Here is a 26,627-nt window from a genome sequence, read left to right as displayed (position 1 = left end):
CTCCTCAGGCGGCGTTCTTGAGTTTCGGGTCCAGCGCATCGCGCAGGCCGTCGCCCATCAGGTTGATTGCCAGCACGCTGAGCAGGATGGTCAGGCCGGGCAGGCTCACCACCCACCAGGCCCGCTCGATGTAGTCGCGCGCCGAGGCCAGCATGGTGCCCCACTCGGGAGTGGGCGGCTGAACGCCGAGGCCGAGGAAGCCCAGGGCGGCGGCATCGAGGATCGCCGAGGAGAAACTCAGGGTGGCCTGCACGATCAGCGGCGCCATGCAGTTGGGCAGCACGGTGACGAACATCAGCCGTGGCAGGCTGGCGCCGGCCAGGCGGGCGGCGGTCACGTAGTCACGGTTCAGCTCGCCCATCACCGCGGCGCGGGTCAGGCGCACGTAGGACGGCAGCGAGACGATGGCGATGGCGATCACTGTGTTGATCAGGCCTGGGCCGAGGATGGCGACGATGGCCACGGCCAGCAGCAGCGAGGGCAGGGCGAGCATGACGTCCATCAGGCGCATGATCGACGGGCCGAGGATCTGCGGGAAGAACCCGGCCAACAGGCCCAGCAGGATGCCGGGGATCAGCGACATCACCACCGACGACAGGCCGATCAGCAGCGAAAGGCGTGCGCCCTGGATCAGGCGCGAAAGCAGGTCGCGGCCCAGCTCGTCGGTGCCGAGGATGAACTGCCAGGTGCCGCCTTCGAGCCACACCGGTGGCGTGAGCAGGAAGTCGCGGTACTGCTCGCTGGGGTTGTGCGGTGCCACCCAGGGGGCGAACAGTGCGCAGAACACCACCAGGGTCATGAAGGCCAGGCCGGCCACCGCGCCTTTGTTGCGCGAGAAGGCCTGCCAGAATTCCTTGTAGGGCGAGGGGTAGAGCAAGCTGTGGTCAACCGCGGCTGGCGGGGTGACGGATTTCGGAATTGGGCTGGTCATGACGAAGTCCTCAGCGCTGATGGCGGATGCGTGGGTTGACCAGGCCGTAGAGGATGTCCACGACGAAGTTGACCAGAATCACCAGGCAGGCGATCAACAGAATGCCGTTCTGCACCACAGGGTAGTCACGGGCGCCGATGGCTTCGATCAGCCATTTGCCGATGCCCGGCCAGGAGAAGATGGTTTCGGTGAGCACGGCGCCGGCCAGCAGCGTGCCGACCTGCAGGCCGAACACGGTGAGCACCGGGATCAGGGCGTTGCGCAGGCCGTGGATGAATACCACGCGGGCGGGCGACAGGCCTTTGGCGCGTGCGGTACGGATGTAGTCTTCGCGCAGTACCTCGAGCATCGACGAACGGGTCATGCGGGCGATCACCGCCAGCGGAATGGTCCCCAGCACAATGGCCGGCAGGATCAGGTGCATTACCGCATCCTTGAACGCCCCTTCTTCGTCGCTGAGCAGGGTGTCGATGAGCATGAAACCGGTCTTGGGTTCGATGTCGTAGAGCAGGTCGATGCGACCGGAAACTGGCGTCCAGCCCAGGCTCACGGAGAAGAACATGATGAGAATCAGGCCCCACCAGAAGATCGGCATGGAGTAGCCGGCCAGGGAGATGCCCATGACGCCGTGGTCGAACAGCGAGCCTCGCTTGAGTGCGGCGATCACCCCGGCCAGCAAGCCGATGATGCCGGCGAACAGCAGGGCGGCAAAGGCCAGTTCGAGAGTCGCCGGGAACAGCGTGGTGAACTCGTGCCAGACGCTTTCGCGGGTGCGCAGCGACTCACCGAGATCGCCCTGGGCGAGCTTGCCGACGTAGTCCAGGTACTGCACCGGAAGTGGTTTGTTCAGGCCGAGGCGCTCCATGGCCTGGGCGTGCATTTCGGGGTCGACCCTGCGTTCACCCATCATCACTTCGACAGGGTCGCCGGGGATCAGGCGTATGAGCGCGAAGGTCAGCAGGGTGATACCGAAGAAGGTCGGGATCAACAGGCCCAGGCGCCGGGCAATGAAACTCAACATGTTTGGGGTACCTCATCAGCCACTAAGGGCACAGCCGCCGGCTACCTTGCAGATTGCCGGCGGTCGTTGTTGTTCTACTTCACCTTGGTGGTGGCGAAGTTATTGTTGGTCAGTGGGTTGATCACGTAGCCCTCGACGTTCTCGCGCATCGCGGTGAACATCTTTGGGTGGGCCATGCTGATCCACGGTTGGTCCTCATCGTACACCGCCAGCGCTTCGCTATAGAGCTTGGCGCGTTCGTCGTTGTCGATGGCTTCGCGGGCGCGGGTGATCAACTGCTGGAACTTGGGGTTGCACCAGCGCGCATAGTTTTCGCCGGATTTGGCCGCATCGCAGCTGAGCAGCGGGCTGAGGAAGTTGTCCGGGTCGCCGTTGTCACCGGCCCAGCCGGTTGATACGAGGTCGGCCTCGCCGTTCTTGGCCCGGCGCAACATTTCGGCCCATTCCATCACGCGAATATCGAGCTTGATGCCGACCTTGGCCAGGTCGGCCTGCAGCATTTCCGCGGACAGGCGTGGGTTGGGGTTGGTCGCGCCACCACCATTGCGGGTGAACAGGGTGATCACGGTGCCGTCCGGTACGCCGGCTTCCTTGAGCAGGGCGCGAGCCTTGTCCAGGTCGTGGGGCGGGTTCTGGTTGGCACTGTTGTAGCCGAGCATGGTGGGAGGGTACGGGTTGACCCCTACCATCGCGTTGCCCTTGCCGAACAACTGGTCGACGTGGGTCTGGCGGTCGAAGGCCATGTTGATCGCCTTGCGCACGCGTACGTCGCTCAGGTACTTGTGCTCGGTGTTCATCGCGATGTAGCCGGTGACCAGCGCTTCGATCTCGGCGACCTTGAGTTTCGGGTCGGCCTTGATCGAGGACACGTCGTCAGGTTTGGGGTACAGCGCCACCTGGCACTCGTTGGCACGCAGTTTCTGCAGGCGGACATTGCTGTCGCTGGCGATGGCGAAGATCAGCGCGTCGGCCGGTGGCTTGCCACGGAAGTAGTCCGGGTTGGGTTTGAAGCGAACCTGCGCATCCTTGTTGTAGCGCTGGAATATGAAGGCTCCGGTACCGATAGGCTTGCTGTTGAGGTCGCCGGTTTTACCGGCCTTGAGCAACTGGTCGCCGTATTCGGCGGAGTAGATCGAGGTGAAGGCCATGCCCAGGTCATGCAGGAACGGGGCTTCCGGACGGGTCAGGGTGATCACCACGGTGTGGTCGTCGGTCTTCTCCACCGACTTGAGCAGGTCCTTGAAGGCCATGCTCTCGAAATAGGGGTAGCCGACGCTGCTCTTGTCGTGCCACGGGTGGTCTGGCCTGAGCTGGCGGTTCAGGCTCCACAGCACGTCGTCGGCGTTGAAGTCACGGGTGGGGGTGAAGTAGTCGGTGGTGTGGAACTTCACGCCTTCACGCAGGTGGAAGGTGTAGACCAGACCGTCCGGGCTGATGTCCCAGTGGGTGGCCAGGGCCGGCTCGATATCCGTGGTGCCGGGCTTGAAGTCGACCAGGCGGTTGAACACGGTTTCGGCCGAGGCGTCGGCGGTGACGGCGGTGGTGTACTGGACAATGTCGAAGCCCTCGGGGCTGGCCTCGGTGCACACCACCAGCGGCTTGGCCACAACGGTGGAGGCCGCGCCCAGGATGACCGCTGCCAGGGCAGCGCGTAGCGGTAACGATTTCATGAAACCTCCCTGCAGTGCTATTCCAGCGTAGCCGCCACGGCCCGTGGGGAGTCGGGCCGTGGCGCCAGCGGTCAGAGGATGTTGAACGGAATGGTGGTGACCAGGCGGAACTCGTCGAGGCTGCCATCGCCCTGGGCCTTGCTGGCGCGGTGGGCGGTGTAGGTGGCGCGGATGCTGGTGTCCTTCAGTGGGCCGCTCTGCACTGCGTAGCTGGTGCCGAAGCCCCACTCGTAGTGCGTTTCGCCATCGAGGCCTTTGACGTTGTAGGCGGTGCCCTGGTAGTGGGTGCCGTCGATGCCCCAGCCGCGGGCGTTGTACAGGTTGAACTTGAGCCCCGGTACGCCGTAGGGCGCCATGTTCAGCACATAGCTGATCTGCAGCGATTTCTCGTTGGGGCCGTTGAAGTCCGACAGCAGCGAGTTGGCCAGGTAGATGCCGTTGGTTTCATGCAGGTAGTCGAAGTACTCGTTGCCATTCACCTGCTGCCAGGACGCGCTCAGGGTATGAGCCTGGTGGGTCAGGCCGAACGACAGGCTGTAGGTGTCGTTGTCGATCTCGCCCATCTTCTTGCTGCCGGCGTCGACGGTCTTGTAGTAGTTCAGCCCGGTGGTCAGGCTCAGCACCGCGCTGTCGCCCAGCACATGGTTGGCGCCGAAGTAGTACTGGTTCCAGAAGTCGTCGACCTTGGTCGCGTACAGGCTGGTGCTCAGGCTCTTGAGCGGCTGGTAGTTGATGCCGGCGGTGCTGGCGCGGTCGGTTTCGACACCGGTGCTGCCGTACTCGCTGCGGAACTTGCTCAGGCTCTGTTCGGTACGCGGCGAGACGCGGTCGAAGGTGCCCAGGTCGAACGACAGGTTGTCGAACTCGGCGCTGTGCAGGAACGCACCCTGGAAGCTTGATGGCAGGGCACGGTTGCCGATGTAGGCGATCATCGGGGTGTCGACCGACTGGCGGCCCACGGTGAGGGTGGTGTTGGACACCCGCGCCTTGACGTTGCCCAGGCCCATCTTGCTCCACTGGCCGATCACATCGCCGTCGCTGTGGGTGAGCGTGCGGTTGTTGGGCCCGGCTACGGCGGCGCGGCCGCGTTCAAGGGCAATGGCGTTGTAGGCGGCGGCCTCGACGGCGAAGCCCACGGTGCCTTCGGTAAAGCCCGAACTGTAGTTGAGGATGGTGCCTTGCAGCCAGTTGTTGCGGCTGTGGGTGTCGTGGCGGCTGCCGTCGCTCTTGGAGTAGGACCACAGTGGGGCGCGGGTGGCGCGTTCGTGGGCATACCAGTTGCGGGTGCTGCCGGACAGGCTCTGGCCTTCGATGAAGCCCTTGGCCTCGGCTTGTTCACTACTGGACTTGAGCGTGGTTGGGACAAAGTCCTGGCTCATCGGTTCGGCCTGGGCCAGGGCGCAGAAGGCGCCGACGGACAAGGCCAGTGCGGTTTTCATGGTGTGTTTCAAGTGCAAAGCTCCCTTTCTATTCTTTTAGTTATCACCCGGGCCTTGTGGGCCGGGCCTGCAACGGTGACGCGGTACTGCAGGTATTCACCTGGGGTCGCCAGGTAAATCCGGGCTGCACGCGGCCGCGGGAGTGGGGTGCACTCCCGGCCAGACGATGCAGGGGTCAATCGATACTGACGCCGGAGAAAACGTTGCGTCCGAAGGGGCTGACCTTGAAATCCTTGACGTTGCTGCTCAGGGGCTGATTGACCGTGGAGTGGGCCACGGGCGTGATCGGTACCTGCTGCTTGAGGCGTTGCTGGGCTTGCTGGTAGAGGGCGCTGCGTTGTTCGCGGTCGGTGACCTGCTTGGCTTGCTTGACCAGGGCGTCGTACTGCGTGTCGCACCACAGCGAGTAGTTGTTGCTGCCGATGGCGTCGCAGCTGTAGAGGGTGCCCAGCCAGTTGTCGGGGTCGCCGTTGTCGCCGGTCCAGCCGATCAGGGCGATATCGTGTTCACCGCTTTTCATGCGCTTGAGGTATTCACCCCACTCGTAGCTGACGATGCGCACCTTGAAACCGAGCTTGCTCCAGTCGGCCTGGAGCATTTCGGCCATGAGCTTGGCGTTGGGGTTGTAGGGACGCTGCACGGGCATGGCCCAGAGGGTGATCTCGGTGCCTTCCTTGACCCCGGCCTGCTTGAGCAGGGCCTTGGCCTTTTGCGGGTCGAACGGTGCGTCCATGAGGGATTCGTCGTAGGACCACTGGGTGGGCGGCATGGCGTTGACCGCACGTTGCCCGGCGTCCTGGTAGACGGCCTGGATGATTGCCTGCTTGTTCACCGCCATGTCCATGGCCTGGCGTACTTCGAGGCGGTCGAAGGGCGGGTGCTGGGTGTTGTAGGCGATGTAGCCGAGGTTGAAGCCAGGCTGCTGCAGCACCTGCAGCTTGCCATCCTGCCTGAGTGCGGGCAGGTCGGCCGGGCGCGGGTGCAGGGTGATCTGGCATTCGTTGCGGCGCAGCTTCTGGATACGTACCGACGGGTCGATGTTGATGGAGAACACCAGGTTGTCGAGCTTCACCTGATCGGGCGCCCAATAGTCCTTGTTGCCCTTGTAGCGGATCTGCGCATCCTTCTGGTAGCGCTGGAACACGAACGGGCCGGTGCCGATCGGTTTCTGGTTGATGTCGCTCGGCCTGCCCTCGGCCAGCAGGTGTTCGGCGTATTCGGCGGAAAGGATCGCGGCGAACGCCATGGCGAGGTTCTGGATGAACGCGGCATCGACCTTGTTGAGGGTGAACACCACGGTCAGCGGTGCGGTCTTCTCGACCTTGGCGATGTTCTTGTCCAGCCCCATGCTGACGAAGTAGGGGAATTCGGTGGGGTAGGCCTTACGGAAAGGTTGTTCCCTGTCGAGCATGCGGTTGAAGGTGAACAGCACGTCGTCGGCGTTTAAATCGCGGGTGGGCTTGAAGGCCTTGTTACCGTGGAACTTCACCCCGGGCCGCAGGTGGAAGGTGTAGCGCAGGCCGTCGTCGGAGACCTGCCAGTCGGTGGCCAGGGCAGGATGCACGGCGGTGCCGCCGCGCTCGAACTCGACCAGGCGGTTGTAGATCGGTTCGGCGGCATCGTTGTCGGTGGCCGAGGTGTACTGGGCGGTGTCGAAGCCTGCCGGGCTGCCTTCGGAGCAGAACACCAGGTTGTTGGCCAGTGTCAACGGCGCGTGGCTCAGCAGGCCGAGTGCAAAGAGGGTGGAGCACAGCGTGGTAGTGCGCATGGCAATTCCTTTGTCCTGGTCTTTTCTGGCCGCGACAGGCAAAGCGCGGCGATGACATCCCGGCCCTGACGATAGAGTCGTCAAGGCGTGGGAGCCATGGTTCAGAAACTGATATGGGAGCGGGAGCATTCCGGCGACTGCGCTAGAAAAGTCCTACGCAACGCCCGGTCATGTAGTCGCCCCGCCGCAGACCTTGCGGACGGGGCGGTCATGGCCGTTACTTGTCCACGCTTACCCCATAGAAGGAGTTCAGGCCGAAGGGGCTGATCTTGAAGTCCTTCACGGACGTGCTCATGGGCTGATACACGGTGGAGTGGGCGATCGGGGTGATCGGCACCTGTTCCTTGAGGATGTGTTGCGCCTGCTTGTACAGCTCGGTGCGCTTGGCCTGGTCGGGGGTGGCCTTGGCCTGCTTGATCAGGTCGTCGTACGGCTTGTAGCACCACTTGGAGAAGTTGTTGCCGTCCATGGCGTCGCAGCCATAGAGGGTGCCCAGCCAGTTGTCCGGGTCACCGTTGTCGCCGCTCCAGCCAATCAGCATGGCACCCTGCTCGCCGCCCTTGGAGCGCTTGATGTACTCACCCCATTCGTAGCTGACGATCTTGGCCTTGATGCCGATCTTGGCCCAGTCGGATTGCAGCATCTCGGCCATCAGCTTGGCGTTGGGGTTGTAGGGGCGTTGCACCGGCATGGCCCACAGGGTGATCTCGGTGCCTTCCTTGATGCCGGCCTCCTTGAGCAGCTGCTTGGCCTTTTCGGGGTCGTACTTGGCATCCTTGATGGTGGTGTCATAGGACCACTGCGTTGGCGGCATGGCGTTGACCGCCAGCTGGCCGGCGCCCTGATAGACCGACTCGATGATCTGCTGCTTGTTCACCGCCATGTCCAGGGCTTCGCGCACCTTGAGTTGCGACAGCGGGTTGGGCTCGTTGCTGCCCTTGATCTTGTCCATCACGTTGTAGGCGATGTAGCCGAGGTTGAAGCCGGCCTGGTCGGGCATCTTCAGCTTCGGGTCCTGCTTCAACGGCTGGATATCGGCCGGGCGGGGGAACAGGGTGACCTGGCACTCGTTCTTCTTGAGCTTCTGCATGCGTACCGAGGCGTCGGTGCTGATGGCGAAGATCAGGTTGTCGATCTTCACGTCCTCGGGCTTCCAGTAGTCCTTGTTGCCCTTGTAGCGGATCTGCGCGTCCTTCTGGTACTTGCTGAACACGAACGGGCCGGTGCCGATGGGCTTCTGGTTGATATCGGCGGGCTTGCCTTGCTTGAGCAGCTGGTCGGCGTACTCGGCCGACTGGATCGAGGCGAAGCTCATGGCCAGGTTCTGGATGAACGCGGCGTCGACTTCGTTGAGGGTGAACTTCACGGTGTGGTCATCGACCTTCTCGACCTTGGCGATGTTCTTGTCCATGCCCATGTCGGTGAAGTACGGGAATTCAGTGGGGTAGGCCTTGCGGAACGGCTGGTCCTTGTCGAGCATGCGGTTGAAGGTGAACAGCACGTCGTCGGCGTTGAATTCGCGGGTCGGCTTGAAGTAGTCGGTGGTGTGGAACTTGACGCCTTCGCGCAGGTGGAAGACGTAGCTCTTGCCGTCGTCGGAAACATCCCACTTGGTGGCCAGGCCCGGAATCACCGCGGTGCCGCCACGCTCGAATTGCGTAAGCCGGTTGAAGATGGTTTCGGCGGAGGCGTCGAAGTCGGTTCCGGTGGTGTACTGGCCAGGGTCGAAACCGGCCGGGCTGCCTTCGGAGCAGAACACCAGGTTGGTCGCGGCGAGGGCGGAAGGAGCGCCGGCTAGCAAGCCTGCGCCGACCAGGAACGGAATGACTGCGTGTTTAAGCATGGTGGCCTCATTGTTGTCATTTTTTGAGTGAGGCGGCCTCGTGAGCCGACCTGCGGATACTTATGCAGGGGCTATTCCCAATGCAACACTCAGCAGAGTGGTTGGCGGCAAAACGTGGGACGGTCGTACATGGATGTCGCATTCATATAAGTTTGGCGAATGTTGATCGTTTGCGCGGTCTAAAAGGGCAAGAATTTCAAGATGTTTCGCACTTTTGGTGACAAGCGGATGCACCTGACTGGTGCGTAGGAATAGTCGGAAAGTGCTGTCCGTGGCGGATTTCATCGCCACGGACATCCACTTGGAGGGCTCAGGGCACCTGGACTTCGATCAGGCCATCGGCGCTCATGCTGACTTCGCTGGTACCGGCTTCGATATCCGGCGCTGGCGCCGCGGCTTCATCGGCCGCCTTGGCCATCATCGCCATCGGTGCGCTACGCAGGTACGGGCGTGGGTAGCCGCTGCTGTTGAGGTTCAGGCTGACCACCTTGTAGCCCTTGCCGCCGAGCGCTTCGGTGGCCAGCTGGGCACGGGCCTTGAACGCGGCCACGGCATCCTTGAGCAGCTCGTCTTCGCTGGTCTTGCGGGTGGCCGGGGCGATGGAGAAGTCCATGCCGCCCATCTTCAGGTCCTGCAGCAGTTCGCCGGTGAGCTTGGACAGGGCCGGGAAATCGGCACTTTCCAGGCGCAGCTCGGCGCGCTCACGCCAGCCGGTGATCTTCTGGCCCTTGGTGTCGTAGATCGGGTAGCTGTTGCGGCTGCCCTGGCTGATCTTCACGTCCTTCACGTCACGGGCCTGCTGCACGGCCTTGTTCATGGTTTCGGTGATCTGCTTGGCGAGCTTGCCCGGGTCGCTGTTCTGCGCTTCGCTGTACAGCGTCACGACCATCAGGTCGCGGGCGACTTCCTTGCTGACTTCGGCGCGCAGCGACACCTGGTTGTAGCGGGGCTCGTCGGCGGCCACGGCAGGCAGGCTGGCAAGCAGGCCGCAGGACAGGGCGAAGGCGGCTCCGCGACGGGAAATGTGCATGTGTAGCTCCTTGGCAATGAAAAGCGTGGCTGGAACGTTCGTGCCACGCATGGCCGATCAGACCGGGGACAGTGTAGTGGGTTCAAAAATGCCATCATGAATCTGTGACAAAGTGTGGCGCTTTGCCGCATCGCTGCAGCGAGGCGCCTGGCTTCGGTATACTCCAGCCGATTTTCCTGGAGCCTCATCGGGAGAGCTCATGCTCGCCGCCGCACATCCGCTGTCCGCTACACGCCAGAACCTCTGGCGCCTGACCTTCATCCGCATCCTCGTCCTGGCTGCCCAGGCCGGTTCCGTGGGCGTGGCCTACTGGACCGAGTTGCTGCCGCTGCCATGGTTCTCGCTGGTGGTCACCCTGGCCCTGTCGTCGCTGCTGTGCGCGTTCACCGCCGTGCGCTTGCGCCTGTCGCTGCCGGTCACCGAACTCGAGTACGCGCTGCAGCTGGCCTGCGACCTGCTGATCCACAGCGCGCTGCTGTACTACTCCGGTGGTTCGACCAACCCCTTCGTCTCTTATTACCTGGTACCGCTGGCGATCGCCGCCGTGACGCTACCGTGGATCTACTCGCTGGTGCTGTCGGGCATTGCCCTGGTGGCCTACAGCCTGCTGTTGGTGCAGTTCTACCCGCTGGAGACGTTGCCGCAGTCGCGCGACACCATGCAGGTCTACGGCATGTGGCTGAGCATCGCCCTGGCCGCCGCGGTGATCACCTTCTTCGCCGCACGCATGGCCGAGGAGTTGCGCCGCCAGGAGCACCTGCGCGCCGAGCGCCGTGAAGAGAGCCTGCGCGACGAACAACTACTGGCGGTGGCCACTCAGGCCGCCGGCGCAGCCCATGAGCTGGGCACGCCGCTGGCGACCATGAGCGTGCTGCTCAACGAGATGCGCCAGGACCACACCGATCCGCTGCTGCAGGAAGACCTGCAGATCCTTCAGGACCAGGTCAAGCTGTGCAAGGAGACGCTGCAGCAACTGGTGCGCGCCGCCGAGGCCAACCGCCGTCTGGCCATCGTCGAGCAGGACGTCACGGCCTGGCTCGACGAAGCGCTCAACCGCTGGCACCTGATGCGCCCGGAAGCCAGCTACCGTTTCCAGCGCCTGCGTGATGGCCAGGTACCACGGCTGGCGCCGCCGCCCGACCTGACCCAGGCCCTTTTGAACCTGCTGAACAATGCCGCCGATGCCTGCCCGGACGACCTGGAGGTGCGCCTGGACTGGGACGCCCAGGACATCGTCATCAGCATCCGCGACCATGGCCCCGGCATGCCGCCGGCCATTGCCGAAGCGATCGGCAAACCCTTTATTACCACCAAGGGCAAAGGCTTCGGCCTGGGCCTGTTCTTGAGCAAGGCCAGCGTGACGCGTGCGGGCGGTTCGGTGAAACTCTATAGTCATGAGCAGGGTGGCACCCTGACCGAATTGCGCCTGCCCCATGGCAAGCGAGGAGATGAATGATGAGCGAAGAAATCCAGGTCGAAGGCGAAGAACTGCCGCACCTGCTGCTGGTGGATGACGATGCCACCTTTACCCGGGTCATGGCGCGGGCCATGAGCCGCCGCGGTTTCCGCGTGAGTACCGCAAGCTCTGCCGAGGAGGGCCTGAAGCTGGCCGAGCAGGACCTGCCGGACTACGCCACGCTGGACCTGAAGATGGAAGGCGATTCGGGCCTGGTGCTGCTGCCCAAGCTGCTGGAGCTGGACCCGGAGATGCGCGTGGTGATCCTGACCGGTTACTCGAGCATCGCCACTGCGGTCGAAGCGGTAAAGCGCGGTGCCTGCAACTACCTGTGCAAGCCTGCCGACGCCGACGATGTGCTGGCTGCGCTGCTGTCGGAGCATACCGACCTGGATACCCTGGTGCCGGAAAACCCGATGTCGGTGGATCGCCTGCAGTGGGAGCACATCCAGCGCGTGCTGGGCGAGCACGAAGGCAATATCTCCGCCACCGCGCGGGCGCTGGGCATGCACCGGCGCACCTTGCAGCGCAAACTGCAGAAGCGCCCGGTCCGGCGATGACAGGGCATCAGAGGTATCGCGGGGCAAGTCGCGGCCGTACGCCGCTGCGACTTGCCCCGCGATCGTTCTACAAGGCTCTTACCCCCGAGCGGTCAACCCGCAGCGCCAGTTGCCCTGCACCAGCAGGCGCCTCGAACGTCACCAGCCCTCCCGTCGGCACCTTGGCCCGGCCAATGACCTTGCCATCACGCAGCAACTCCAGCGGCATGCCTGCCAGCGACTGACCCGAAGCCAGCTCCAGTTTGATCCTGATGTTCATCGGTGACCTCCTTGTCACGCATTGCGATCGATGTAAGTGGTTGCCACGCCGTCCAGGCTGGCGATCAGCTCCGGCGAGCCGCCGCGGAACTGGCGGAACAGGTTGCGCCCGCGCTGCTTACCGTCCAGTGGCACCTGTACGGTCGGGTGGAACTGTTTGCCCAGTTCGGCATAGGCGCTCCACGGCCCGATATAGGACTCGTTGAACTGCTCGCTCACGCTGAAGGCGTAACGCACCGAGTTGCCCCGCTGCCAGTTGAGGCCATCCGGCTCGGTGCTCTGCCAGCCGATGATGGCCGGTGATGCGCCCGGTGCCGCGATGAAACCGGTGGGCGTATTGGGCTTGTAGTCCTTGAGCAGCAGGTAGGTGCTCCAGCCCCACCAGTCGGCGATGCGCTCACGGTCGTTGAGGTTGTTGACGTCCTTGCGCCGCAACACGGTCTTGCCGTCCTGAAAATACAGCGGGGCAAAGTTGCCCGGCACCAGGTCCTGTTCGGCGGCGTGCAGATCCGGCGCCAGGCGCAGGGCTGCATAGTCCTTGGCCAGCGGCAGGCGGCCATCGACGAAGGCCTGGAACACCTCGTCGGCCGAGCGCTGCACGGCCCGGCCGACCTGGCGACGGTTGGCCACATCGACGCTGTCGAAGTAGCGCTTGTCGCCATAGGCGCGCCATTGCTCGCCTTCGGCGTTGCGCACCAGCAGGCCGTACTTGCTGTCTTCGTCGTGCATGAAGCGCGAAATCAGCGAGCCGACATCGCTCGGGGTGACGCTGTCGGCCAGTGCCTTGCGCGGCACCCGCACATGGCCGGCAGAGAACAGGTCGGTGAGGAAGTGATCGGCAAAGGCATTCATGGCGTAGGCCAGTTGCAGGTCACGTTCTTCACCGCTGGCATGGGCCTTCACGGCCTGCTGCAAGGCGGCGGCGTGGCCGGCCTGGTAGGCCAGCAATGCCCAGGGGCCGAAATGGTCCCAGTTGCTGGCGGCCAGCTTCAGGTAGCGGCCAAGCGGGAACAGGTCGGAAGCGAAACTGCCGCCGCCGGTGATGCGGTTCCAGCGCGCCGACAGGCTGTCGCCCAGGGCGTCGTAGGCTTCATGGGGCTGGCGGCCATCCTTGATGGCCTGGTTGGCGGCGGCGATTTCTTCCTGCATCACGGCAAGGATCTGCCCGGCCTCTTCCTTGGCCGCCGGCAGGCGGGCCAGGGAGTCGAAGGCCTGAGTGAAGCGTGTGATGCGTTCGGCTTCGCTGGCGCCATCGGCGATGGGCCGTTCGGGTACGCCATAGAAGTCGCCGCCCAGGGCGATGACCTGGCCGTAGGTCAGGCTCAGGCCGTTGGGCAGCGGCAGGGGCGACTGGTGGGCGGGGATGCCTGGCTGGCCAGCTTCATAACGCAGCAGGGTGTTGTCACCGATGGCGGTGTGCTCACCGCCTTCGAAGAACAGCTCGGGTTTGCCTTTGGGCGCTTGGCCTGTGCCTTGTGGCACGGCGAAGCGATGGTACTTGAGGGTGTGGTGGCCGTGCATGACCAGCATCAGTTGGCTGTCCTGGCCGGGGAGGGCGATACCCTGCGGGTCGAACAGTTGATCGAGGTCGGCAACGACCTGTTTGGCCTGGGCTTGGTTGGCCACGGGCGCGGTTTGCATTCCTGACATGATCAGCTCCTTGCGATGTCGGGATAATCCATTTTTAACTGTATGCATATACAGTATTTACCATCATATTCGGGAAATTTCCTACGTCAAGCTCAGTTTGTGTCGCCAACTGGCACCTTCGGTGGGCGCAAGGCCCTGGCACTGACGTATGATTAGCCCCCTAACGGCAACTCCCAGGATCAGGCTGCATGCTCGCCCTTCTTATCCAGACACTGAACATCACGGCGCCCGTGTTCGCCATGCTGTTCATGGGCGTGCTGCTCAAGCGCATCCGCGTGATCGACGACAACTTCAGCAAGGTCGCGTCATCGCTGGTGTTCAACGTGTGCATGCCGGCGCTGCTGTTCCTGGGCATCTACCACGCCGACCTGGCCACGGCGGTCAAGCCTGGGGTCATCCTCTACTTCATCGTTGCCACACTGGTGGGGTTCGGCCTGGCCTGGGGCCTGGCGATCTGGCGCTGCCCGCTGGCGGACCGCGGCATCTACACCCAGGGCGCATTTCGCGGCAACAATGGCGTGATCGGCCTGGCGCTGGCCGCCAGCCTGTATGGCGACTACGGCATCTCCCTCGGCGCGGTGCTGGCCGGGCTGGTCATCCTCATGTACAACTCGCTGTCGGCGGTGGTGCTGGCGGTGTACAGCCCGGACCTGAAGTCCGACCCGTGGAGCATCTGCAAGAGCATCCTCAGCAACCCGTTGATCATCAGCGTGCTGGTCGCAACGCCCATGGCCTATGGCCAGGTGCCGCTGCCCAACTGGCTGCTGACGTCTGCCGACTACCTGGCGCAGATGACCCTGCCGCTGGCGCTGATCTGCATCGGTGGCACCTTGTCGCTGGCGGCGCTGCGCGACAGTGGCAGGTTGGCGTTCGATGTGAGCCTGGTGAAGATGGTCTGGCTGCCGCTGCTGGGTACCCTGGGCGCCTGGCTGTGCGGTTTGCGCGGGGCCGAGCTGGGCATCCTGTTCCTCTACATCGGCAGCCCCACCGCAGCAGCGAGCTATGTAATGGCGCGGGCGGCCAACGGCAATCACGAACTGGCGGCCTCGATCATCGTGATCACTACACTGATGGCGGCCATCACGACCAATATCGGCATTTTCGTCTTGCAGTGGGGCGGCTGGATCTAGCGCTTCACTGCACATAAAACCAACAACACGGCCTCACCTAAAGGACACTTCATGCAAGACCAGAGCACGCCCGAGCGCTTGCAGCGCGGGCTGAAGAATCGCCATATCCAGCTGATTGCGCTGGGCGGTGCCATCGGCACCGGGCTGTTCCTGGGCATCGCCCAGACCATCCAGCTGGCCGGCCCCTCCGTGCTGCTGGGTTATGCCGTCGCCGGCCTGATGGCCTTCCTGATCATGCGCCAGCTTGGCGAGATGGTGGTCGAGGAGCCGGTGGCCGGCAGCTTCAGCCACTTCGCCCACCATTACTGGAGCGAGTTCGCAGGCTTCGTCTCGGGCTGGAACTACTGGGTGGTGTACGTGCTGGTCGGCATGGCCGAGCTCACTGCCGTGGGTATCTACGTGCAGTACTGGTGGCCGGACTTCCCCACCTGGGCCACGGCGGCGATCTTCTTCGTGGCCATCAACGCTATCAACCTGACCCAGGTGAAGGTGTATGGCGAGATGGAGTTCTGGTTCGCCCTGATCAAGGTGGTGGCCATCGTCAGCATGATCGGCTTTGGCGCCTGGCTGCTGGGCAGCGGCCACGGCGGGCCGGATGCCAGCGTCGCCAACCTGTGGCAATACGGTGGCTTCTTCCCCAATGGCGTGACCGGGCTGATCATGGCGCTGGCGGTGATCATGTTCTCCTTCGGCGGCCTGGAACTGGTCGGCATCACTGCCGCCGAAGCCGAAAACCCGCGCCAGAGCATCCCCAAAGCCACCAACCAGGTGGTGTATCGCATCCTGATCTTCTACATCGGTGCCCTGGCGGTGCTGCTGTCGCTGTACCCGTGGCAGAAGGTGGTGCAGGGCGGCAGCCCGTTCGTGATGATCTTCCACGAGCTGGACAGTGACCTGGTGGCGACCATCCTCAACGTGGTGGTGCTGACCGCCGCGCTGTCGGTGTACAACAGCTGTGTCTATGCCAACAGCCGCATGCTGTTCGGCCTGGCCTCCCAGGGTGATGCGCCGCGCCAGCTGCTCAAGGTCAGCCGCCGTGGCGTGCCGCTCACCGCATTGGGTGTGTCGGCGTTCGCCACGGGGATGTGCGTGCTGATCAACTACCTGATGCCCGGTGAAGCCTTCGGCCTGCTGATGGCCCTGGCCGTTTCGGCGCTGGTGATCAACTGGGCGAGCATCAGCATCACCCACCTGAAGTTCCGCAAGGCCAAGCTGGCCGCCGGCATCTCGCCGTTCTACCGCAGCTGGGGGCACCCGGTGAGCAACTACCTGTGCCTGGCGTTCATCGTGCTGATTCTGGTGGTGATGTACCTGACGCCACCGATCCGTATCTCGGTGATGCTGATCCCGGCGTGGATCCTGGTGCTGTGGGTGGCGTTCCGCATGAAGAAGGCCCGTCAGGCCAAGGCCTGACCTCACGTACCGCGTTGCTTGCTTCGCGGGTAAACCCGCTCCCACAGGGATGTGCAAAGCCTGTGGGAGCGGGTTTACCCGCGAAGAGGGCTATGGGTCCTCAGCTCTGGTAGCTGTCGATCACTTCCTGCGCCGCCCGGAATGCATCAATGGCCGCCGGCACGCCGGCATACACTGCGCAATGCAGTAACGCCTCGCGAATTTCCTCCACCGTGCAGCCATTGTTCAACGCCCCACGCACATGCCCTTTGAGCTCCTGCGGGCACTTGAGCGCGGTCAGTGTGGCCAGGGTGATCAGGCTGCGGGTTTTCAGCGGTAGCCCTTCACGTGTCCACACGCCACCCCAGGCATGTTCGTTGACGAAGTCCTGCAGCGGTTGGGTGAACTCGGTCGCATTGCCCAGGGCGCGGTCGACGAAGGCGTCGCCCATTACCTGGCGGCGAATGCTTTCGCCGGTCTGTTTCGCATCAGCCATGTTGTTTTCCTTAGTGTTGGCGGCGCCATGCGCGTAGCGTCGTATACAGCAACACGACGCCGAGCGCTGGCAGAACGTAGAACAGCATCAGGTTTTCCAGGCGCCCGGCCAAGGGCAGCCCGGTGGTGAAGGTCACCACGTGCAGGCCGTAGGCCAGGTACAGGCAGAGGAACACCAGGCCCTCGGCGCGGGTCACCCGAAAGCCCGAATAGAACACCGGCAGGCACAGCGCCGCGACGCCGAGCATCACCGGCAGGTCGAAGTCCAGGGCGTTGGGCGAAATCGACAGCGGTTCGGGCGCAACCACGGCAGTCAGCCCCAGCACCGCCAGCAGGTTGAACAGGTTGCTGCCGATCACCGTGCCCACCGCAACGTCGCGCTCGCCACGCAGTGCGGCAATCAGGGCGGCGGCCAACTCCGGCAGTGAAGTGCACACCGCGACCACGGTCAGGCCGATGACCCGTTCGGACAGCCCCAGGTCGGTGGCGACCTCGACGGCGGCCTGCAGCAGCAGGTGCCCAGCCAGGCTCAGCAGGCCGAGGCCCAGGAAGACCTGCAGCAATACGCCGCTCCAGAAGCGTCCGGCGCCTGGGGCCGGCGTATTGGCTGCCGGATAGGTGCGCGCATGGTGGCGCGACTGGTGCCAGAGCATCAGCAGGTAGCCGAGCAGGCCGAGCAACAACAGCGCACCTTCGACGCGGCCCAGCAGCCCATTGCCGGCCAGCAAATACACCAGGCCGCTGGCGGCGATCATCAAGGGAATGTCCAGGCGCACCAGCTGGCGCGACACGCGCAGCGGAATGATCAGCGCGGCCAGGCCGAGAATCACCAGCACGTTGAAGATATTGCTGCCGATTACGCTGCCCACTGCAACGTCAGGCGCGCCTTGATAGGCAGCCTGCAGGCTCACGGTGAGTTGCGGCGCGGTGCTGCCGAACGCCACCAGGCTCAGGCCGATGATCAGCGGGCGCACATGCAGCCGGGTGGCCAGGCGCAGCGCCGCGCGTACCAGCAGCTCGGCGCCGAGGATCAGCAGCAACAAGCCCAGGCCCAGTTGCAGCAGGCTGAAGGTGGGGAGGGTGGCCAGGTCGAAAATGGCGAGGGCTCCAGTCAGGTCAATCGCTCAGACCTTGTACCCGGACTCGCGCCGTTCCGCTACGGAGCATGCCGATTTTTTCCGCCGCGGCGCGTGACAGGTCGATCAGCCGGCCGCGTGTGTGCGGGCCGCGATCGTTGATGCGTACCACCACGCTGCGCTGGTTGGCGAGGTTGGTCACCAGCACCCGGCTGCCGAAGGGCAGGCTGCGGTGGGCGGCGGTGAGGCCGTGCTGGTTGAAGGGCTCGCCACTGGCGGTGCGTTTGCCGTGGTGGCGGCTGCCGTAATAGGAGGCGGTGCCGGTTTCGTTGTAACCGCGGGGGTCGATGTCGTGGCTGGCGCAGCCGGCCAGCAGGGAGAAGAGGGTGAGGGTGGTGAGGGATCGCTTCAGCAAATGGGATGCTCCGCTGTTGAGGCCGCTTTGCGGCCCTTTCGCGGCACGAGGCCGCTCCTACAGGGAAATGTGTAGCCTGTAGAAGCGGCCTTGTGCCGCGAACGAGGGCGAAGCCCTCGCCGCGCTTTCAGGTCACCCTTCGAGCTTGGCTTTGAGCAATTGGTTCACTTGCCCCGGGTTTGCCTTGCCCTTCGAGGCCTTCATCGCCTGGCCGACGAAGAAGCCGAACATCTTGCCGCGCTTGGCCTCATCGGCGGCGCGGTACTGTTCGACCTGTTCAGCGTTGGCGGCCAGCATCTCGTCGAGCACCTTCTCGATGGCGCCGGTGTCGGTCACCTGCTTGAGACCGTTGGCTTCGATCACCTCGTCGGCATTGCCTTCGCCTGCAGCCATCTTCTCGAACACGGTCTTGGCGATCTTGCCGCTGATGGTGTTGTCACGGATGCGCAGCAGCATGCCGCCCAGTTGCTCGGCGCTGACCGGCGACTGGTCGATCTCCAGGCCCAGCTTGTTCAGCAGGCTGCCCAGCTCGACCATGACCCAGTTGGCGGCCAGCTTGGCGTCGCCGCCAATCTTCACCACCTGCTCGAAGTAATCGGCCTGCTCGCGGCTGGAGGCCAGCACGTTGGCGTCGTAGGCCGACAGGCCGTACTGGCTCTGGAAGCGCTCGACCTTTTGCGGTGGCAGCTCCGGCAGGCCGGCGCGCACGCTGTCGAGGAACGCGGGCTCGATGACCACCGGCAGCAGGTCCGGGTCGGGGAAGTAACGGTAGTCGTTGGCTTCCTCCTTGCTGCGCATGGAGCGGGTCTCGTCCTTGTTCGGGTCGTACAGGCGGGTTTCCTGCACCACCTTGCCGCCGTCTTCGATCAGGTCGATCTGGCGCTGGATTTCGCTGTTGATCGCGCGCTCGATGAAGCGGAACGAGTTGACGTTCTTGATCTCGCAGCGGGTGCCGAACTCAACCTGGCCTTTCGGCCGGATCGACACGTTGCAGTCGCAGCGCAGCGAGCCTTCGGCCATGTTGCCGTCGCAGATGCCCAGGTAGCGCACCAGGGCATGGATTGCCTTGACGTAGGCCACGGCCTCTTTGGCGCTGCGCATGTCCGGCTCGGAGACGATCTCCAGCAGCGGCGTGCCGGCGCGGTTCAGGTCGATGCCGGTGGCGCCGTTGAAGTCTTCGTGCAGGCTTTTGCCGGCGTCTTCTTCAAGGTGTGCGCGGGTCACGCCAATGCGTTTGACGGTGCCGTCTTCCAGGGCGATGTCGAGGTGGCCCTTGCCGACGATCGGCAGGTCCATCTGGCTGATCTGGTAGCCCTTGGGCAGGTCAGGGTAGAAGTAGTTCTTGCGCGCGAACACGTTGCGCGGGCCGATTTCGGCATCGATCGCCAGGCCGAACATGCACGCCATGCGCACGGCTTCCTGGTTGAGCACCGGCAGTACGCCGGGCATGCCCAGATCGACCAGGCTGGCCTGGGTGTTCGGCTCGGAACCGAAGGTGGTGGCGCTGCCGGAGAAAATCTTCGACTGGGTGGCAAGCTGGGTATGAATTTCCAGCCCGATCACAACTTCCCATTGCATGTGTGAATTCCTCAGAAGCCGTTGGGGGCGCGGGTGTGCCAGTCGGTGACTTGCTGGTAACGGTGCGCGATGTTGAGCAGGCGGCCTTCCTGGAAATACGGGGCCAGCAGCTGCACGCCCACCGGCAGGCCATCGACGAAGCCGGCCGGCATCGACAGGCCCGGCAGGCCCGCGAGGTTGGCGGTGATGGTGTAGAAGTCTTCCAGGTAGGCGGCGACCGGGTCGTTGCTCTTGGCGCCGAGCTTCCAGGCCGGGTTTGGCGTGGTCGGGCCGAGGATCACGTCGACGTCGTGGAAGGCGGCCACGAAGTCGTTCTTGATCAGGCGGCGGATCTGCTGCGCCTTGACGTAGTAGGCATCGTAGTAGCCGGCCGACAGGGCGTAGGTGCCGACCATGATCCGGCGCTGCACTTCGGTGCCGAAGCCTTCACCGCGCGAGCGCTTGTACAGGTCGGTGAGGTCCTTGGGGTTTTCGCAGCGGTAGCCGAAGCGCACGCCGTCGAAACGCGACAGGTTGGAGGACGCTTCCGCCGGGGCGATCACGTAGTACGCCGGGATGGCGTGCTGCATGTTCGGCAGGCTGACGTGCTTGACCACGGCACCGAGCTTTTCCAGCTCCTTGACGCTGGCGTGTACCAGCTCGGCGATGCGCGGGTCGAGGCCGGCACCGAAGTATTCCTTCGGCACGCCGATGCGCAGGCCTTGCAGCGAGCCGTTCAGGTTGGCGCTGAAATCTGGCACAGGCTCGTCGACCGAGGTCGAGTCCTTGGCGTCGAAACCGGCCATGCCCTGCAGCAGCAGGGCGCAGTCTTCGGCGGTGCGGGCCAGTGGGCCGCCCTGGTCGAGGCTGGAGGCATAGGCAATCATGCCCCAGCGCGAAACACGGCCGTAGGTCGGCTTGAGGCCGGTCAGGTTGGTGAAGGCCGCCGGCTGGCGGATCGATCCACCGGTGTCGGTGCCGGTGGTGGCCGGCAGCAGGCGCGCGGCCACGGCCGCGGCGGAGCCGCCGGACGAACCGCCAGGCACGTGTTCCAGGTTCCACGGGTTCTTCACCGCGCCGTAGTGGCTGGACTCGTTGGCCGAGCCCATGGCGAACTCGTCCATGTTGGTCTTGCCCAGGGTGACCATGCCGGCTGCGGCCAGCTTGGCGACCACGGTGGCGTCATACGGGGCGGTGAAGTTGTCGAGCATCTTCGAACCGCAGCTGGTGCGGGTGCCGTTGGTGCAGAACAGGTCCTTGTGGGCGATCGGCGCGCCCAGCAGTGCACCGGTTTCACCGGCGGCGCGGCGGGCGTCGGCGGCGCGCGCCTGCTCCAGGGCCTTTTCTTCGGTGACGGTGATGAAGCTGTTGAGCTGCGGGTCGAGCTGCTTGATGCGCGACAGCAGCGCGCCGGTCAGTTCTGCCGAGGAGAACGACTTGTCAGCGAGGCCGCGGGCGATCTCGGCCAGAGTGAATTGATGCATGGCAGGCGCTATCCCTTAATCGATGACTTTCGGAACCAGGTACAGACCGTTCTCGGTCGACGGGGCGACGGCTTGATACTGGTCGCGCTGATTGCTCTCGGTGACCTGGTCGGGACGCAGGCGCTGGGTGGTTTCCAGCGGGTGGGCGAGGGGTTCGATGCCAGTGGTGTCGACGGCTTGCATCTGGTCGACCAGCCCGAGAATGCTGTTCAAGGCGTCGGTAATGCGTGGCAGCTCGCCTTCATTCAGGCCCAGGCGGGCCAGATGGGCGATCTTTTCCACGTCGGAGCGTTGCAGCGCCATGGGGATCTCCAGGGGGAACGATGAACGGAATTGTCCGCTAACAAAATGAGGAACATGTCAGGATTCTGGCGGTCAAAGGGCCGCGATCATCGGTAGGCATGCTCGGAAAAACAGCCAATTTAACATATTGGCTCCTTGCCCAAAATCCCTGCCATTGTTAGAGTTTGCCGCACTTTTTTACCCACGCTTTCCCCAGGGTCACTTTCCCATGTTCAAGAAACTGCGTGGCATGTTTTCCAGCGATCTGTCTATCGACCTGGGTACTGCCAACACCCTTATTTACGTGCGTGAGCGCGGTATCGTCCTGAATGAGCCCTCGGTTGTTGCCATCCGTACCCACGGCAACCAGAAAAGCGTCGTCGCTGTCGGTACCGAAGCCAAGCGCATGCTGGGCCGTACGCCCGGTAACATCGCGGCCATTCGTCCGATGAAAGATGGCGTCATCGCCGACTTCAGCGTTTGTGAAAAAATGTTGCAGTATTTCATCAACAAGGTTCACGAAAACAGCTTCCTGCAGCCCAGCCCTCGCGTGCTGATCTGCGTGCCGTGCAAGTCGACCCAGGTAGAGCGCCGCGCCATTCGCGAGTCGGCCCTGGGTGCCGGTGCCCGTGAAGTGTTCCTGATCGAAGAACCGATGGCCGCTGCCATCGGTGCCGGCCTGCCGGTCGAAGAAGCCCGCGGTTCGATGGTCGTCGATATTGGTGGTGGTACCACCGAAATCGCCCTGATCTCGCTCAACGGCGTGGTCTATGCCGAGTCCGTGCGTGTTGGCGGTGACCGTTTCGACGAAGCCATCGTCACCTATGTGCGCCGTAACTACGGCAGCCTGATCGGCGAATCCACCGCCGAGCGCATCAAGCAGGAAATCGGCACCGCCTACCCAGGCGGCGAAGTGCGCGAAGTCGACGTCCGTGGCCGTAACCTGGCCGAGGGCGTGCCACGTGCCTTCACCCTGAACTCCAACGAAGTGCTCGAAGCCCTGCAAGAGTCGCTGGCGACCATCGTCCAGGCGGTCAAGAGCGCCCTGGAACAGTCGCCACCGGAGCTGGCCTCGGACATCGCCGAGCGTGGCCTGGTGCTGACCGGTGGTGGCGCCCTGCTGCGCGACCTGGACAAGCTGCTGGCCCAGGAAACCGGCCTGCCGGTGATCGTCGCCGAAGACCCGCTGACTTGCGTCGCCCGCGGCGGTGGCCGTGCGCTGGAAATGATGGACAAGCACGCGATGGACCTGCTCTCCAGCGAGTGAGCCCTGACGCTGCTGTCACATCAACCCGGTTTACAGGTAGCACGCGCAGTGCTACCTGTATGCGCTGGGTTGGCGCCTGCAAGGGCGCCGTTTTCGTCAATCCGCAAGCAGGCCGGTGCGTTGCCCCATGTTCAGTGACCTCCTGAGCCGTCCGCGAGGAACGGCCCATTAAACCGCTTTTCTCCAAAGGCCCCTCGCTGGGCGTGCGCCTGCTCGTGCTGGTGGTGATGTCCGTCGCGCTGATGGTGGTCGACTCGCGTTTCGACCTGCTCAAGCCCGTGCGCAGCCAGATGGGCCTGGTGTTGATGGAATCCTACTGGATCACCGACCTGCCGCAGCGTATGTGGCAGGGTGTGGCCGGCCAGTTTGGCAGCCGCACCGAGCTGATTGCCGAGAACGAGAAACTCAAGACCGAAGCCTTGCTGCTGCAGGGGCGCTTGCAGAAGCTGGCGGCCCTGACCGAGCAGAACGTGCGCCTGCGTGAGCTGCTCAATTCCTCGGCGCTGGTCAACGAGAAGGTCGAGGTTGCCGAGCTGATCGGTGTCGACCCCAACCCGTTCACCCACCGCATCCTGATCAACAAGGGCGAGCGTGACGGCGTGTTCCTCGGCCAGCCGGTGCTCGATGCCCGTGGCCTGATGGGCCAGGTGGTCGAGCTGATGCCGTACACCTCGCGGGTGCTGCTGCTCACCGATACCACCCATAGCATTCCGGTGCAGGTCAATCGCAATGGCCTGCGCGCCATCGCCAGCGGTACTGGCAACCCGGAACGCCTGGAACTGCGCCATGTGGCCGACACCGCCGACGTCAAGGAAGGCGACCTGCTGGTCAGCTCCGGCATGGGCCAGCGCTTCCCAGCGGGCTACCCGGTGGCCACGGTCAACGAAGTGATCCACGATTCCGGCCAGCCGTTCGCCATCGTCCGCGCCATCCCGACCGCCGCGCTCAACCGCAGCCGCTACATGCTGCTGGTGTTCAGTGATCGGCGTACCCCGGAAGAGCGTGCAACGGAAGCGGCGATTGCCCAGGAAGAAGCCGACCGCCAGGGCGCCAACCATGGCCAGGCCCCTGTGGCCCCGACAACGCCACCGGCGGCCAATGCCACGCAGCCTGCGCCAGCTGCCGCCCCGGCACCTGCCGCAAACGCTACGGCCCCGGCTCACCCGGCCGCAGCGCCCGCTCAACCCCGGAGGCAATAATGGCCAGCACCCGTAGCAGAAACGGCTGGGCCATCTGGCTGACCTTTGCCGTCGGCCTGTTGCTCAGCGTCTCGCCGATGCCGCAGTTCATGGAAGTATTCCGGCCCATGTGGCTGGCGTTGCTCCTGGCGTTCTGGACCCTCACCGTGCCCACCAAGGTCGGCATGACCACCGCCTTCGTGCTGGGCCTGGCAGAAGACGTGCTGTACGGCACGTTGCTGGGGCAGAACGCACTTATCCTGACCCTCATCACGTTCCTCGTACTGTCGCTGCAGCAGCGCCTGCGCATGTTCCCCATGTGGCAGCAGAGCCTGGTGATCCTGGTGATCTTCGGCATCGCCCAGCTGATCCAGCTGTGGCTCAGCGCCCTGACCGGCAACCGCCTGCCAACGCTGGCGCTGGTCTGGTCGGCGGTGATCAGTGCCTTGCTCTGGCCGTGGGTCAGCTTCGCCCTGCGCGGTTTGCGCGTGCGTTTGCACATTCATTGATGTAGCGCTGCCACTGACAGGGAGATGTCCACATGCCTCACCTTTACCTGGCCTCCGGCTCGCCGCGCCGCCGTGAACTGCTGACACAGATCGGCGTGCCGTTCACGGTCGTCAGTGCCCCCATCGATGAAACCCCACTTCCCGGCGAAGCCCCGGCCGCTTATGTCGAGCGCCTGGCCCAGGCCAAGGCGGTGGCCGGTTTCGGCCACACCGACGGTAACGGCGTGGTGCTGGGGGCGGACACCACGGTGGTGCTCGATGGTGAGATTCTTGGCAAGCCGCAAGATCGAGAAGATTTTTTGGCCATGCTCGGCGACCTGTCCAAGCGCGAGCACCAGGTGCTCACCGCCGTGGCCCTGACCGATGGCCAACGCAGTGTCAGCCGCTGCGTCAGCACCAGCGTGCGCTTTCGCGCCATCTCCTTCGAAGAAGCCCTGCGCTATTGGGAAAGCGGCGAGCCGCATGACAAGGCCGGGGGCTATGCCATCCAGGGCCTGGGTGCGGTGTTCGTCAGCGGTATCGAAGGCAGCTATTCGGCCGTGGTCGGCCTGCCCCTGAGCGAGACCGCCGAGCTGCTGGAGCAATTCGCCATTGCTGTCTGGCAGCCGCATGAGGGTTCGACACCGCGCTAGCCAGCCACACCGCAGCGATCCATCATTACCGAAAACCTTGACGAGAGCCTGCCATGAGTGAAGAGATCCTGATCAACATCACCCCGATGGAGTCACGCGTGGCAGTGGTGGAGAACGGTGTCCTGCAGGAGGTGCACGTAGAGCGCACCCAGCGCCGCGGCATCGTCGGCAATATCTATAAAGGCAAGGTGGTACGGGTGTTGCCGGGCATGCAGGCGGCGTTCGTCGATATCGGCCTGGAGCGGGCCGCGTTCATCCATGCCTCGGAGATTTCCCTGCGCGAAGGCTCGGCGGTAGAGACCATCACTGCGCTGGTGCATGAAGGGCAGGCACTGGTGGTGCAAGTGACCAAGGACCCCATCGGCTCAAAGGGCGCACGCCTGACCACCCAGCTGTCGATCCCGTCGCGCTACCTGGTGTACATGCCACGCAGCAGCCATGTCGGTATCTCGCTGAAGATCGAGGAAGAAGCCGAGCGTGAGCGCCTTAAACAGGTGGTCACCGATTGCATGGCCCAGGAAGAAATGAAGGACGCCGGCGGGTTCATCCTGCGCACCGCCGCCGAAGGTGCGCGCGCCGAGGACATTCTCCAGGACATCCGCTACCTGCGCCGCCTGTGGGAGCAGATCGGTTCGCAGATCAAGACCTGTGGCGCCCCCACGGTGATCTATGAAGACCTGGGCCTGGCGCTGCGTACGTTGCGCGACCTGGTCAACGCCAAGATCGAGAAGATCCGCATCGATTCGCGGGAAACCTTCCAGAAGACCACGCAGTTCGTCGGCGAGCTGATGCCGGAGATCGCCGACCGCCTCGAGCACTACCCGGGCGAGCGGCCGATTTTCGACCTGTATGGCGTCGAGGATGAAATCCAGCGTGCCCTGGAGCGCAAGGTGCCGCTCAAGTCCGGTGGTTACCTGGTGGTTGACCCGGCGGAAGCCATGACCACCATCGACGTCAACACCGGCGCCTTCGTTGGCCATCGCAACCTCGAAGAGACGATTTTCAAGACCAACCTCGAAGCGGCCACGGCCATTGCCCGCCAGCTACGCCTGCGCAACATCGGCGGGATCATCATCATCGACTTCATCGACATGGAAGACGAAGAACACCAGCGCCAGGTATTGCGAACGCTGGAAAAGCAGCTGGAGCGCGACCACGCCAAGACCAACATCATCGGCATCACCGAGTTGGGCCTGGTGCAGATGACCCGCAAGCGCACCCGCGAGAGCCTCGAACAGGTGCTGTGCGAGCCGTGCGCTGCCTGCCAGGGGCGCGGCAAGCTGAAGACGCCCGAGACCATCTGCTACGAGATCTTCCGCGAGATTCTTCGCGAAGCCCGTGCCTACCAGGCCGAGGGCTATCGGGTACTGGCCAACCAGAAGGTGGTCGACCGGCTGTTGGACGAAGAGTCGGGTAATGTCGCGGAACTCGAGGCCTTCATCGGGCGAACCATCCGCTTCCAGGTCGAGTCCATGTATTCCCAGGAACAATACGATGTGGTGCTGCTCTGACCGTCACTGAACGCAGCTGCCCCAGGGACGGGCTGGCAAAGCGCTATTCACCGGCCATAGTTAGTGGACGACT

24 protein-coding genes are annotated in these 26,627 nt (G+C 63.8%); 9 read left to right on the top strand and 15 right to left on the bottom strand.

Annotation, left to right across the window (positions count from 1 at the left end; all coding sequences use genetic code 11):
- Nucleotides 1-4: 4 nt before the first annotated feature.
- From L6D77_RS10090 to L6D77_RS10060, 7 genes are all read right to left on the bottom strand, one after another.
- Complete coding sequence (locus tag L6D77_RS10090; RefSeq protein ID WP_153787429.1) at nt 5-931, bottom strand: ABC transporter permease subunit; 927 nt, start codon at nt 929-931, stop codon at nt 5-7.
- Between the two features lie 10 nt (nt 932-941).
- A complete protein-coding gene (locus L6D77_RS10085; RefSeq protein ID WP_232883087.1) occupies nt 942-1,952 on the bottom strand; it encodes an ABC transporter permease subunit in 1,011 nt (336 codons plus the stop codon).
- A 74-nt stretch (nt 1,953-2,026) separates the two neighbouring features.
- Nucleotides 2,027-3,622 (bottom strand): ABC transporter substrate-binding protein, encoded by a 1,596-nt coding sequence (locus L6D77_RS10080; RefSeq protein WP_232883088.1) that lies wholly within the window; start codon nt 3,620-3,622, stop codon nt 2,027-2,029.
- 71 nt (nt 3,623-3,693) lie between these two features.
- Complete coding sequence (locus L6D77_RS10075) at nt 3,694-5,061, bottom strand: OprD family porin (protein ID WP_232883089.1); 1,368 nt, start codon at nt 5,059-5,061, stop codon at nt 3,694-3,696.
- A gap of 175 nt (nt 5,062-5,236) precedes the next feature.
- The gene (locus tag L6D77_RS10070) at nt 5,237-6,829 is read right to left on the bottom strand and encodes an ABC transporter substrate-binding protein (RefSeq protein WP_232883090.1); all 1,593 of its coding nucleotides are present in this window, start codon (nt 6,827-6,829) and stop codon (nt 5,237-5,239) included.
- Between the two features lie 217 nt (nt 6,830-7,046).
- Nucleotides 7,047-8,672: an ABC transporter substrate-binding protein gene (locus L6D77_RS10065; RefSeq protein ID WP_232883091.1), complete on the bottom strand. Its 1,626-nt coding sequence runs from the start codon at nt 8,670-8,672 to the stop codon at nt 7,047-7,049.
- Nucleotides 8,673-8,982: 310 nt separating this feature from the next.
- Nucleotides 8,983-9,702, bottom strand: a complete 720-nt coding sequence (locus L6D77_RS10060; RefSeq protein WP_232883092.1) for an SIMPL domain-containing protein — start codon at nt 9,700-9,702, stop codon at nt 8,983-8,985.
- A 199-nt stretch (nt 9,703-9,901) separates the two neighbouring features.
- On the opposite strand from L6D77_RS10060, the gene L6D77_RS10055 reads away from it, so the two are divergent.
- Nucleotides 9,902-11,158, top strand: coding sequence for an ATP-binding protein (locus L6D77_RS10055; RefSeq protein ID WP_110993463.1), 1,257 nt, complete (start codon nt 9,902-9,904; stop codon nt 11,156-11,158).
- The gene (locus L6D77_RS10050) at nt 11,158-11,718 is read left to right on the top strand and encodes a response regulator transcription factor (protein ID WP_153787422.1); all 561 of its coding nucleotides are present in this window, start codon (nt 11,158-11,160) and stop codon (nt 11,716-11,718) included. The genes L6D77_RS10055 and L6D77_RS10050 overlap by 1 nt, the downstream gene beginning before the upstream one ends.
- Before the next feature lie 67 nt (nt 11,719-11,785).
- On the opposite strand, the gene L6D77_RS10045 is transcribed toward L6D77_RS10050, so the two are convergent.
- Nucleotides 11,786-11,977 (bottom strand): hypothetical protein, encoded by a 192-nt coding sequence (locus L6D77_RS10045; RefSeq protein ID WP_232883093.1) that lies wholly within the window; start codon nt 11,975-11,977, stop codon nt 11,786-11,788.
- A gap of 14 nt (nt 11,978-11,991) precedes the next feature.
- Nucleotides 11,992-13,626 carry a phospholipase gene (locus L6D77_RS10040; protein WP_232883094.1) on the bottom strand — a complete coding sequence of 545 codons (1,635 nt, stop codon included), beginning with the start codon at nt 13,624-13,626 and terminating at the stop codon, nt 11,992-11,994.
- A 188-nt stretch (nt 13,627-13,814) separates the two neighbouring features.
- Between L6D77_RS10040 and L6D77_RS10035 the strand changes: the two genes are divergently transcribed.
- Both L6D77_RS10035 and L6D77_RS10030 read left to right on the top strand, forming a co-directional pair.
- Complete coding sequence (locus tag L6D77_RS10035) at nt 13,815-14,756, top strand: AEC family transporter (protein WP_232883095.1); 942 nt, start codon at nt 13,815-13,817, stop codon at nt 14,754-14,756.
- 51 nt (nt 14,757-14,807) lie between these two features.
- The gene (locus L6D77_RS10030; protein ID WP_232883096.1) at nt 14,808-16,169 is read left to right on the top strand and encodes an amino acid permease; all 1,362 of its coding nucleotides are present in this window, start codon (nt 14,808-14,810) and stop codon (nt 16,167-16,169) included.
- 100 nt (nt 16,170-16,269) lie between these two features.
- Here L6D77_RS10030 and L6D77_RS10025 read toward each other — a convergent pair whose 3' ends face one another.
- From L6D77_RS10025 to gatC, 6 genes are all read right to left on the bottom strand, one after another.
- Nucleotides 16,270-16,644 carry a carboxymuconolactone decarboxylase family protein gene (locus L6D77_RS10025; protein ID WP_232883097.1) on the bottom strand — a complete coding sequence of 125 codons (375 nt, stop codon included), beginning with the start codon at nt 16,642-16,644 and terminating at the stop codon, nt 16,270-16,272.
- 10 nt (nt 16,645-16,654) lie between these two features.
- Nucleotides 16,655-17,698 (bottom strand): calcium/sodium antiporter, encoded by a 1,044-nt coding sequence (locus tag L6D77_RS10020; RefSeq protein ID WP_232883173.1) that lies wholly within the window; start codon nt 17,696-17,698, stop codon nt 16,655-16,657.
- A 61-nt stretch (nt 17,699-17,759) separates the two neighbouring features.
- A complete protein-coding gene (locus L6D77_RS10015; protein WP_232883098.1) occupies nt 17,760-18,134 on the bottom strand; it encodes a septal ring lytic transglycosylase RlpA family protein in 375 nt (124 codons plus the stop codon).
- A 132-nt stretch (nt 18,135-18,266) separates the two neighbouring features.
- Nucleotides 18,267-19,712: an Asp-tRNA(Asn)/Glu-tRNA(Gln) amidotransferase subunit GatB gene (gene gatB, locus L6D77_RS10010; protein ID WP_232883099.1), complete on the bottom strand. Its 1,446-nt coding sequence runs from the start codon at nt 19,710-19,712 to the stop codon at nt 18,267-18,269.
- 11 nt (nt 19,713-19,723) lie between these two features.
- Entirely contained in the window at nt 19,724-21,175 is a 1,452-nt protein-coding gene (gatA, locus tag L6D77_RS10005; RefSeq protein WP_232883100.1) for an Asp-tRNA(Asn)/Glu-tRNA(Gln) amidotransferase subunit GatA, read from the bottom strand.
- Between the two features lie 15 nt (nt 21,176-21,190).
- Nucleotides 21,191-21,478, bottom strand: a complete 288-nt coding sequence (gene gatC / locus L6D77_RS10000; protein WP_110993452.1) for an Asp-tRNA(Asn)/Glu-tRNA(Gln) amidotransferase subunit GatC — start codon at nt 21,476-21,478, stop codon at nt 21,191-21,193.
- A gap of 208 nt (nt 21,479-21,686) precedes the next feature.
- Here gatC and mreB point away from each other — a divergent pair, with 208 nt between their 5' ends.
- The 5 genes from mreB (at nt 21,687) to rng (ending at nt 26,554) form a co-directional block, all read left to right on the top strand.
- Nucleotides 21,687-22,724 carry a rod shape-determining protein MreB gene (gene mreB, locus L6D77_RS09995; RefSeq protein ID WP_003255163.1) on the top strand — a complete coding sequence of 346 codons (1,038 nt, stop codon included), beginning with the start codon at nt 21,687-21,689 and terminating at the stop codon, nt 22,722-22,724.
- Nucleotides 22,725-22,891: 167 nt separating this feature from the next.
- On the top strand, nt 22,892-23,923 hold the full coding sequence (gene mreC / locus L6D77_RS09990; RefSeq protein WP_275094585.1) for a rod shape-determining protein MreC: 1,032 nt from the start codon (nt 22,892-22,894) through the stop codon (nt 23,921-23,923).
- Entirely contained in the window at nt 23,923-24,411 is a 489-nt protein-coding gene (gene mreD, locus L6D77_RS09985) for a rod shape-determining protein MreD (RefSeq protein ID WP_110993450.1), read from the top strand. Before mreC ends, mreD begins: the two co-directional genes overlap by 1 nt.
- Before the next feature lie 32 nt (nt 24,412-24,443).
- On the top strand, nt 24,444-25,043 hold the full coding sequence (locus tag L6D77_RS09980) for a Maf family protein (protein ID WP_232883101.1): 600 nt from the start codon (nt 24,444-24,446) through the stop codon (nt 25,041-25,043).
- A 53-nt stretch (nt 25,044-25,096) separates the two neighbouring features.
- Nucleotides 25,097-26,554, top strand: coding sequence for a ribonuclease G (rng, locus tag L6D77_RS09975; RefSeq protein WP_232883102.1), 1,458 nt, complete (start codon nt 25,097-25,099; stop codon nt 26,552-26,554).
- The last annotated feature ends 73 nt before the right edge of the window (nt 26,555-26,627 follow it).

The organism is Pseudomonas parasichuanensis, assembly GCF_021601385.1.
In the GTDB taxonomy this organism is placed as follows: domain Bacteria; phylum Pseudomonadota; class Gammaproteobacteria; order Pseudomonadales; family Pseudomonadaceae; genus Aquipseudomonas; species Aquipseudomonas parasichuanensis.
The sequence above is the reverse complement of the archived record's forward strand: the minus strand, read 5'-3'. Positions and strand labels throughout refer to the sequence as shown.

Bases quoted from the DNA above. Each gene is read 5' to 3' on its own strand.
- L6D77_RS10090 (WP_153787429.1), bottom strand. From the start codon at position 931: ATGACCAGCCCAATTCCGAAATCCGTCACCCCGCCAGCCGCGGTTGAC.
- L6D77_RS10085 (WP_232883087.1), bottom strand. From the start codon at position 1,952: ATGTTGAGTTTCATTGCCCGGCGCCTGGGCCTGTTGATCCCGACCTTC.
- L6D77_RS10080 (WP_232883088.1), bottom strand. From the start codon at position 3,622: ATGAAATCGTTACCGCTACGCGCTGCCCTGGCAGCGGTCATCCTGGGC.
- L6D77_RS10075 (WP_232883089.1), bottom strand. From the start codon at position 5,061: ATGAAAACCGCACTGGCCTTGTCCGTCGGCGCCTTCTGCGCCCTGGCC.
- L6D77_RS10070 (WP_232883090.1), bottom strand. From the start codon at position 6,829: ATGCGCACTACCACGCTGTGCTCCACCCTCTTTGCACTCGGCCTGCTG.
- L6D77_RS10065 (WP_232883091.1), bottom strand. From the start codon at position 8,672: ATGCTTAAACACGCAGTCATTCCGTTCCTGGTCGGCGCAGGCTTGCTA.
- L6D77_RS10060 (WP_232883092.1), bottom strand. From the start codon at position 9,702: ATGCACATTTCCCGTCGCGGAGCCGCCTTCGCCCTGTCCTGCGGCCTG.
- L6D77_RS10055 (WP_110993463.1), top strand. From the start codon at position 9,902: ATGCTCGCCGCCGCACATCCGCTGTCCGCTACACGCCAGAACCTCTGG.
- L6D77_RS10050 (WP_153787422.1), top strand. From the start codon at position 11,158: ATGAGCGAAGAAATCCAGGTCGAAGGCGAAGAACTGCCGCACCTGCTG.
- L6D77_RS10045 (WP_232883093.1), bottom strand. From the start codon at position 11,977: ATGAACATCAGGATCAAACTGGAGCTGGCTTCGGGTCAGTCGCTGGCA.
- L6D77_RS10040 (WP_232883094.1), bottom strand. From the start codon at position 13,626: ATGTCAGGAATGCAAACCGCGCCCGTGGCCAACCAAGCCCAGGCCAAA.
- L6D77_RS10035 (WP_232883095.1), top strand. From the start codon at position 13,815: ATGCTCGCCCTTCTTATCCAGACACTGAACATCACGGCGCCCGTGTTC.
- L6D77_RS10030 (WP_232883096.1), top strand. From the start codon at position 14,808: ATGCAAGACCAGAGCACGCCCGAGCGCTTGCAGCGCGGGCTGAAGAAT.
- L6D77_RS10025 (WP_232883097.1), bottom strand. From the start codon at position 16,644: ATGGCTGATGCGAAACAGACCGGCGAAAGCATTCGCCGCCAGGTAATG.
- gatB (WP_232883099.1), bottom strand. From the start codon at position 19,712: ATGCAATGGGAAGTTGTGATCGGGCTGGAAATTCATACCCAGCTTGCC.
- gatA (WP_232883100.1), bottom strand. From the start codon at position 21,175: ATGCATCAATTCACTCTGGCCGAGATCGCCCGCGGCCTCGCTGACAAG.
- gatC (WP_110993452.1), bottom strand. From the start codon at position 21,478: ATGGCGCTGCAACGCTCCGACGTGGAAAAGATCGCCCATCTGGCCCGC.
- mreB (WP_003255163.1), top strand. From the start codon at position 21,687: ATGTTCAAGAAACTGCGTGGCATGTTTTCCAGCGATCTGTCTATCGAC.
- mreD (WP_110993450.1), top strand. From the start codon at position 23,923: ATGGCCAGCACCCGTAGCAGAAACGGCTGGGCCATCTGGCTGACCTTT.
- L6D77_RS09980 (WP_232883101.1), top strand. From the start codon at position 24,444: ATGCCTCACCTTTACCTGGCCTCCGGCTCGCCGCGCCGCCGTGAACTG.
- rng (WP_232883102.1), top strand. From the start codon at position 25,097: ATGAGTGAAGAGATCCTGATCAACATCACCCCGATGGAGTCACGCGTG.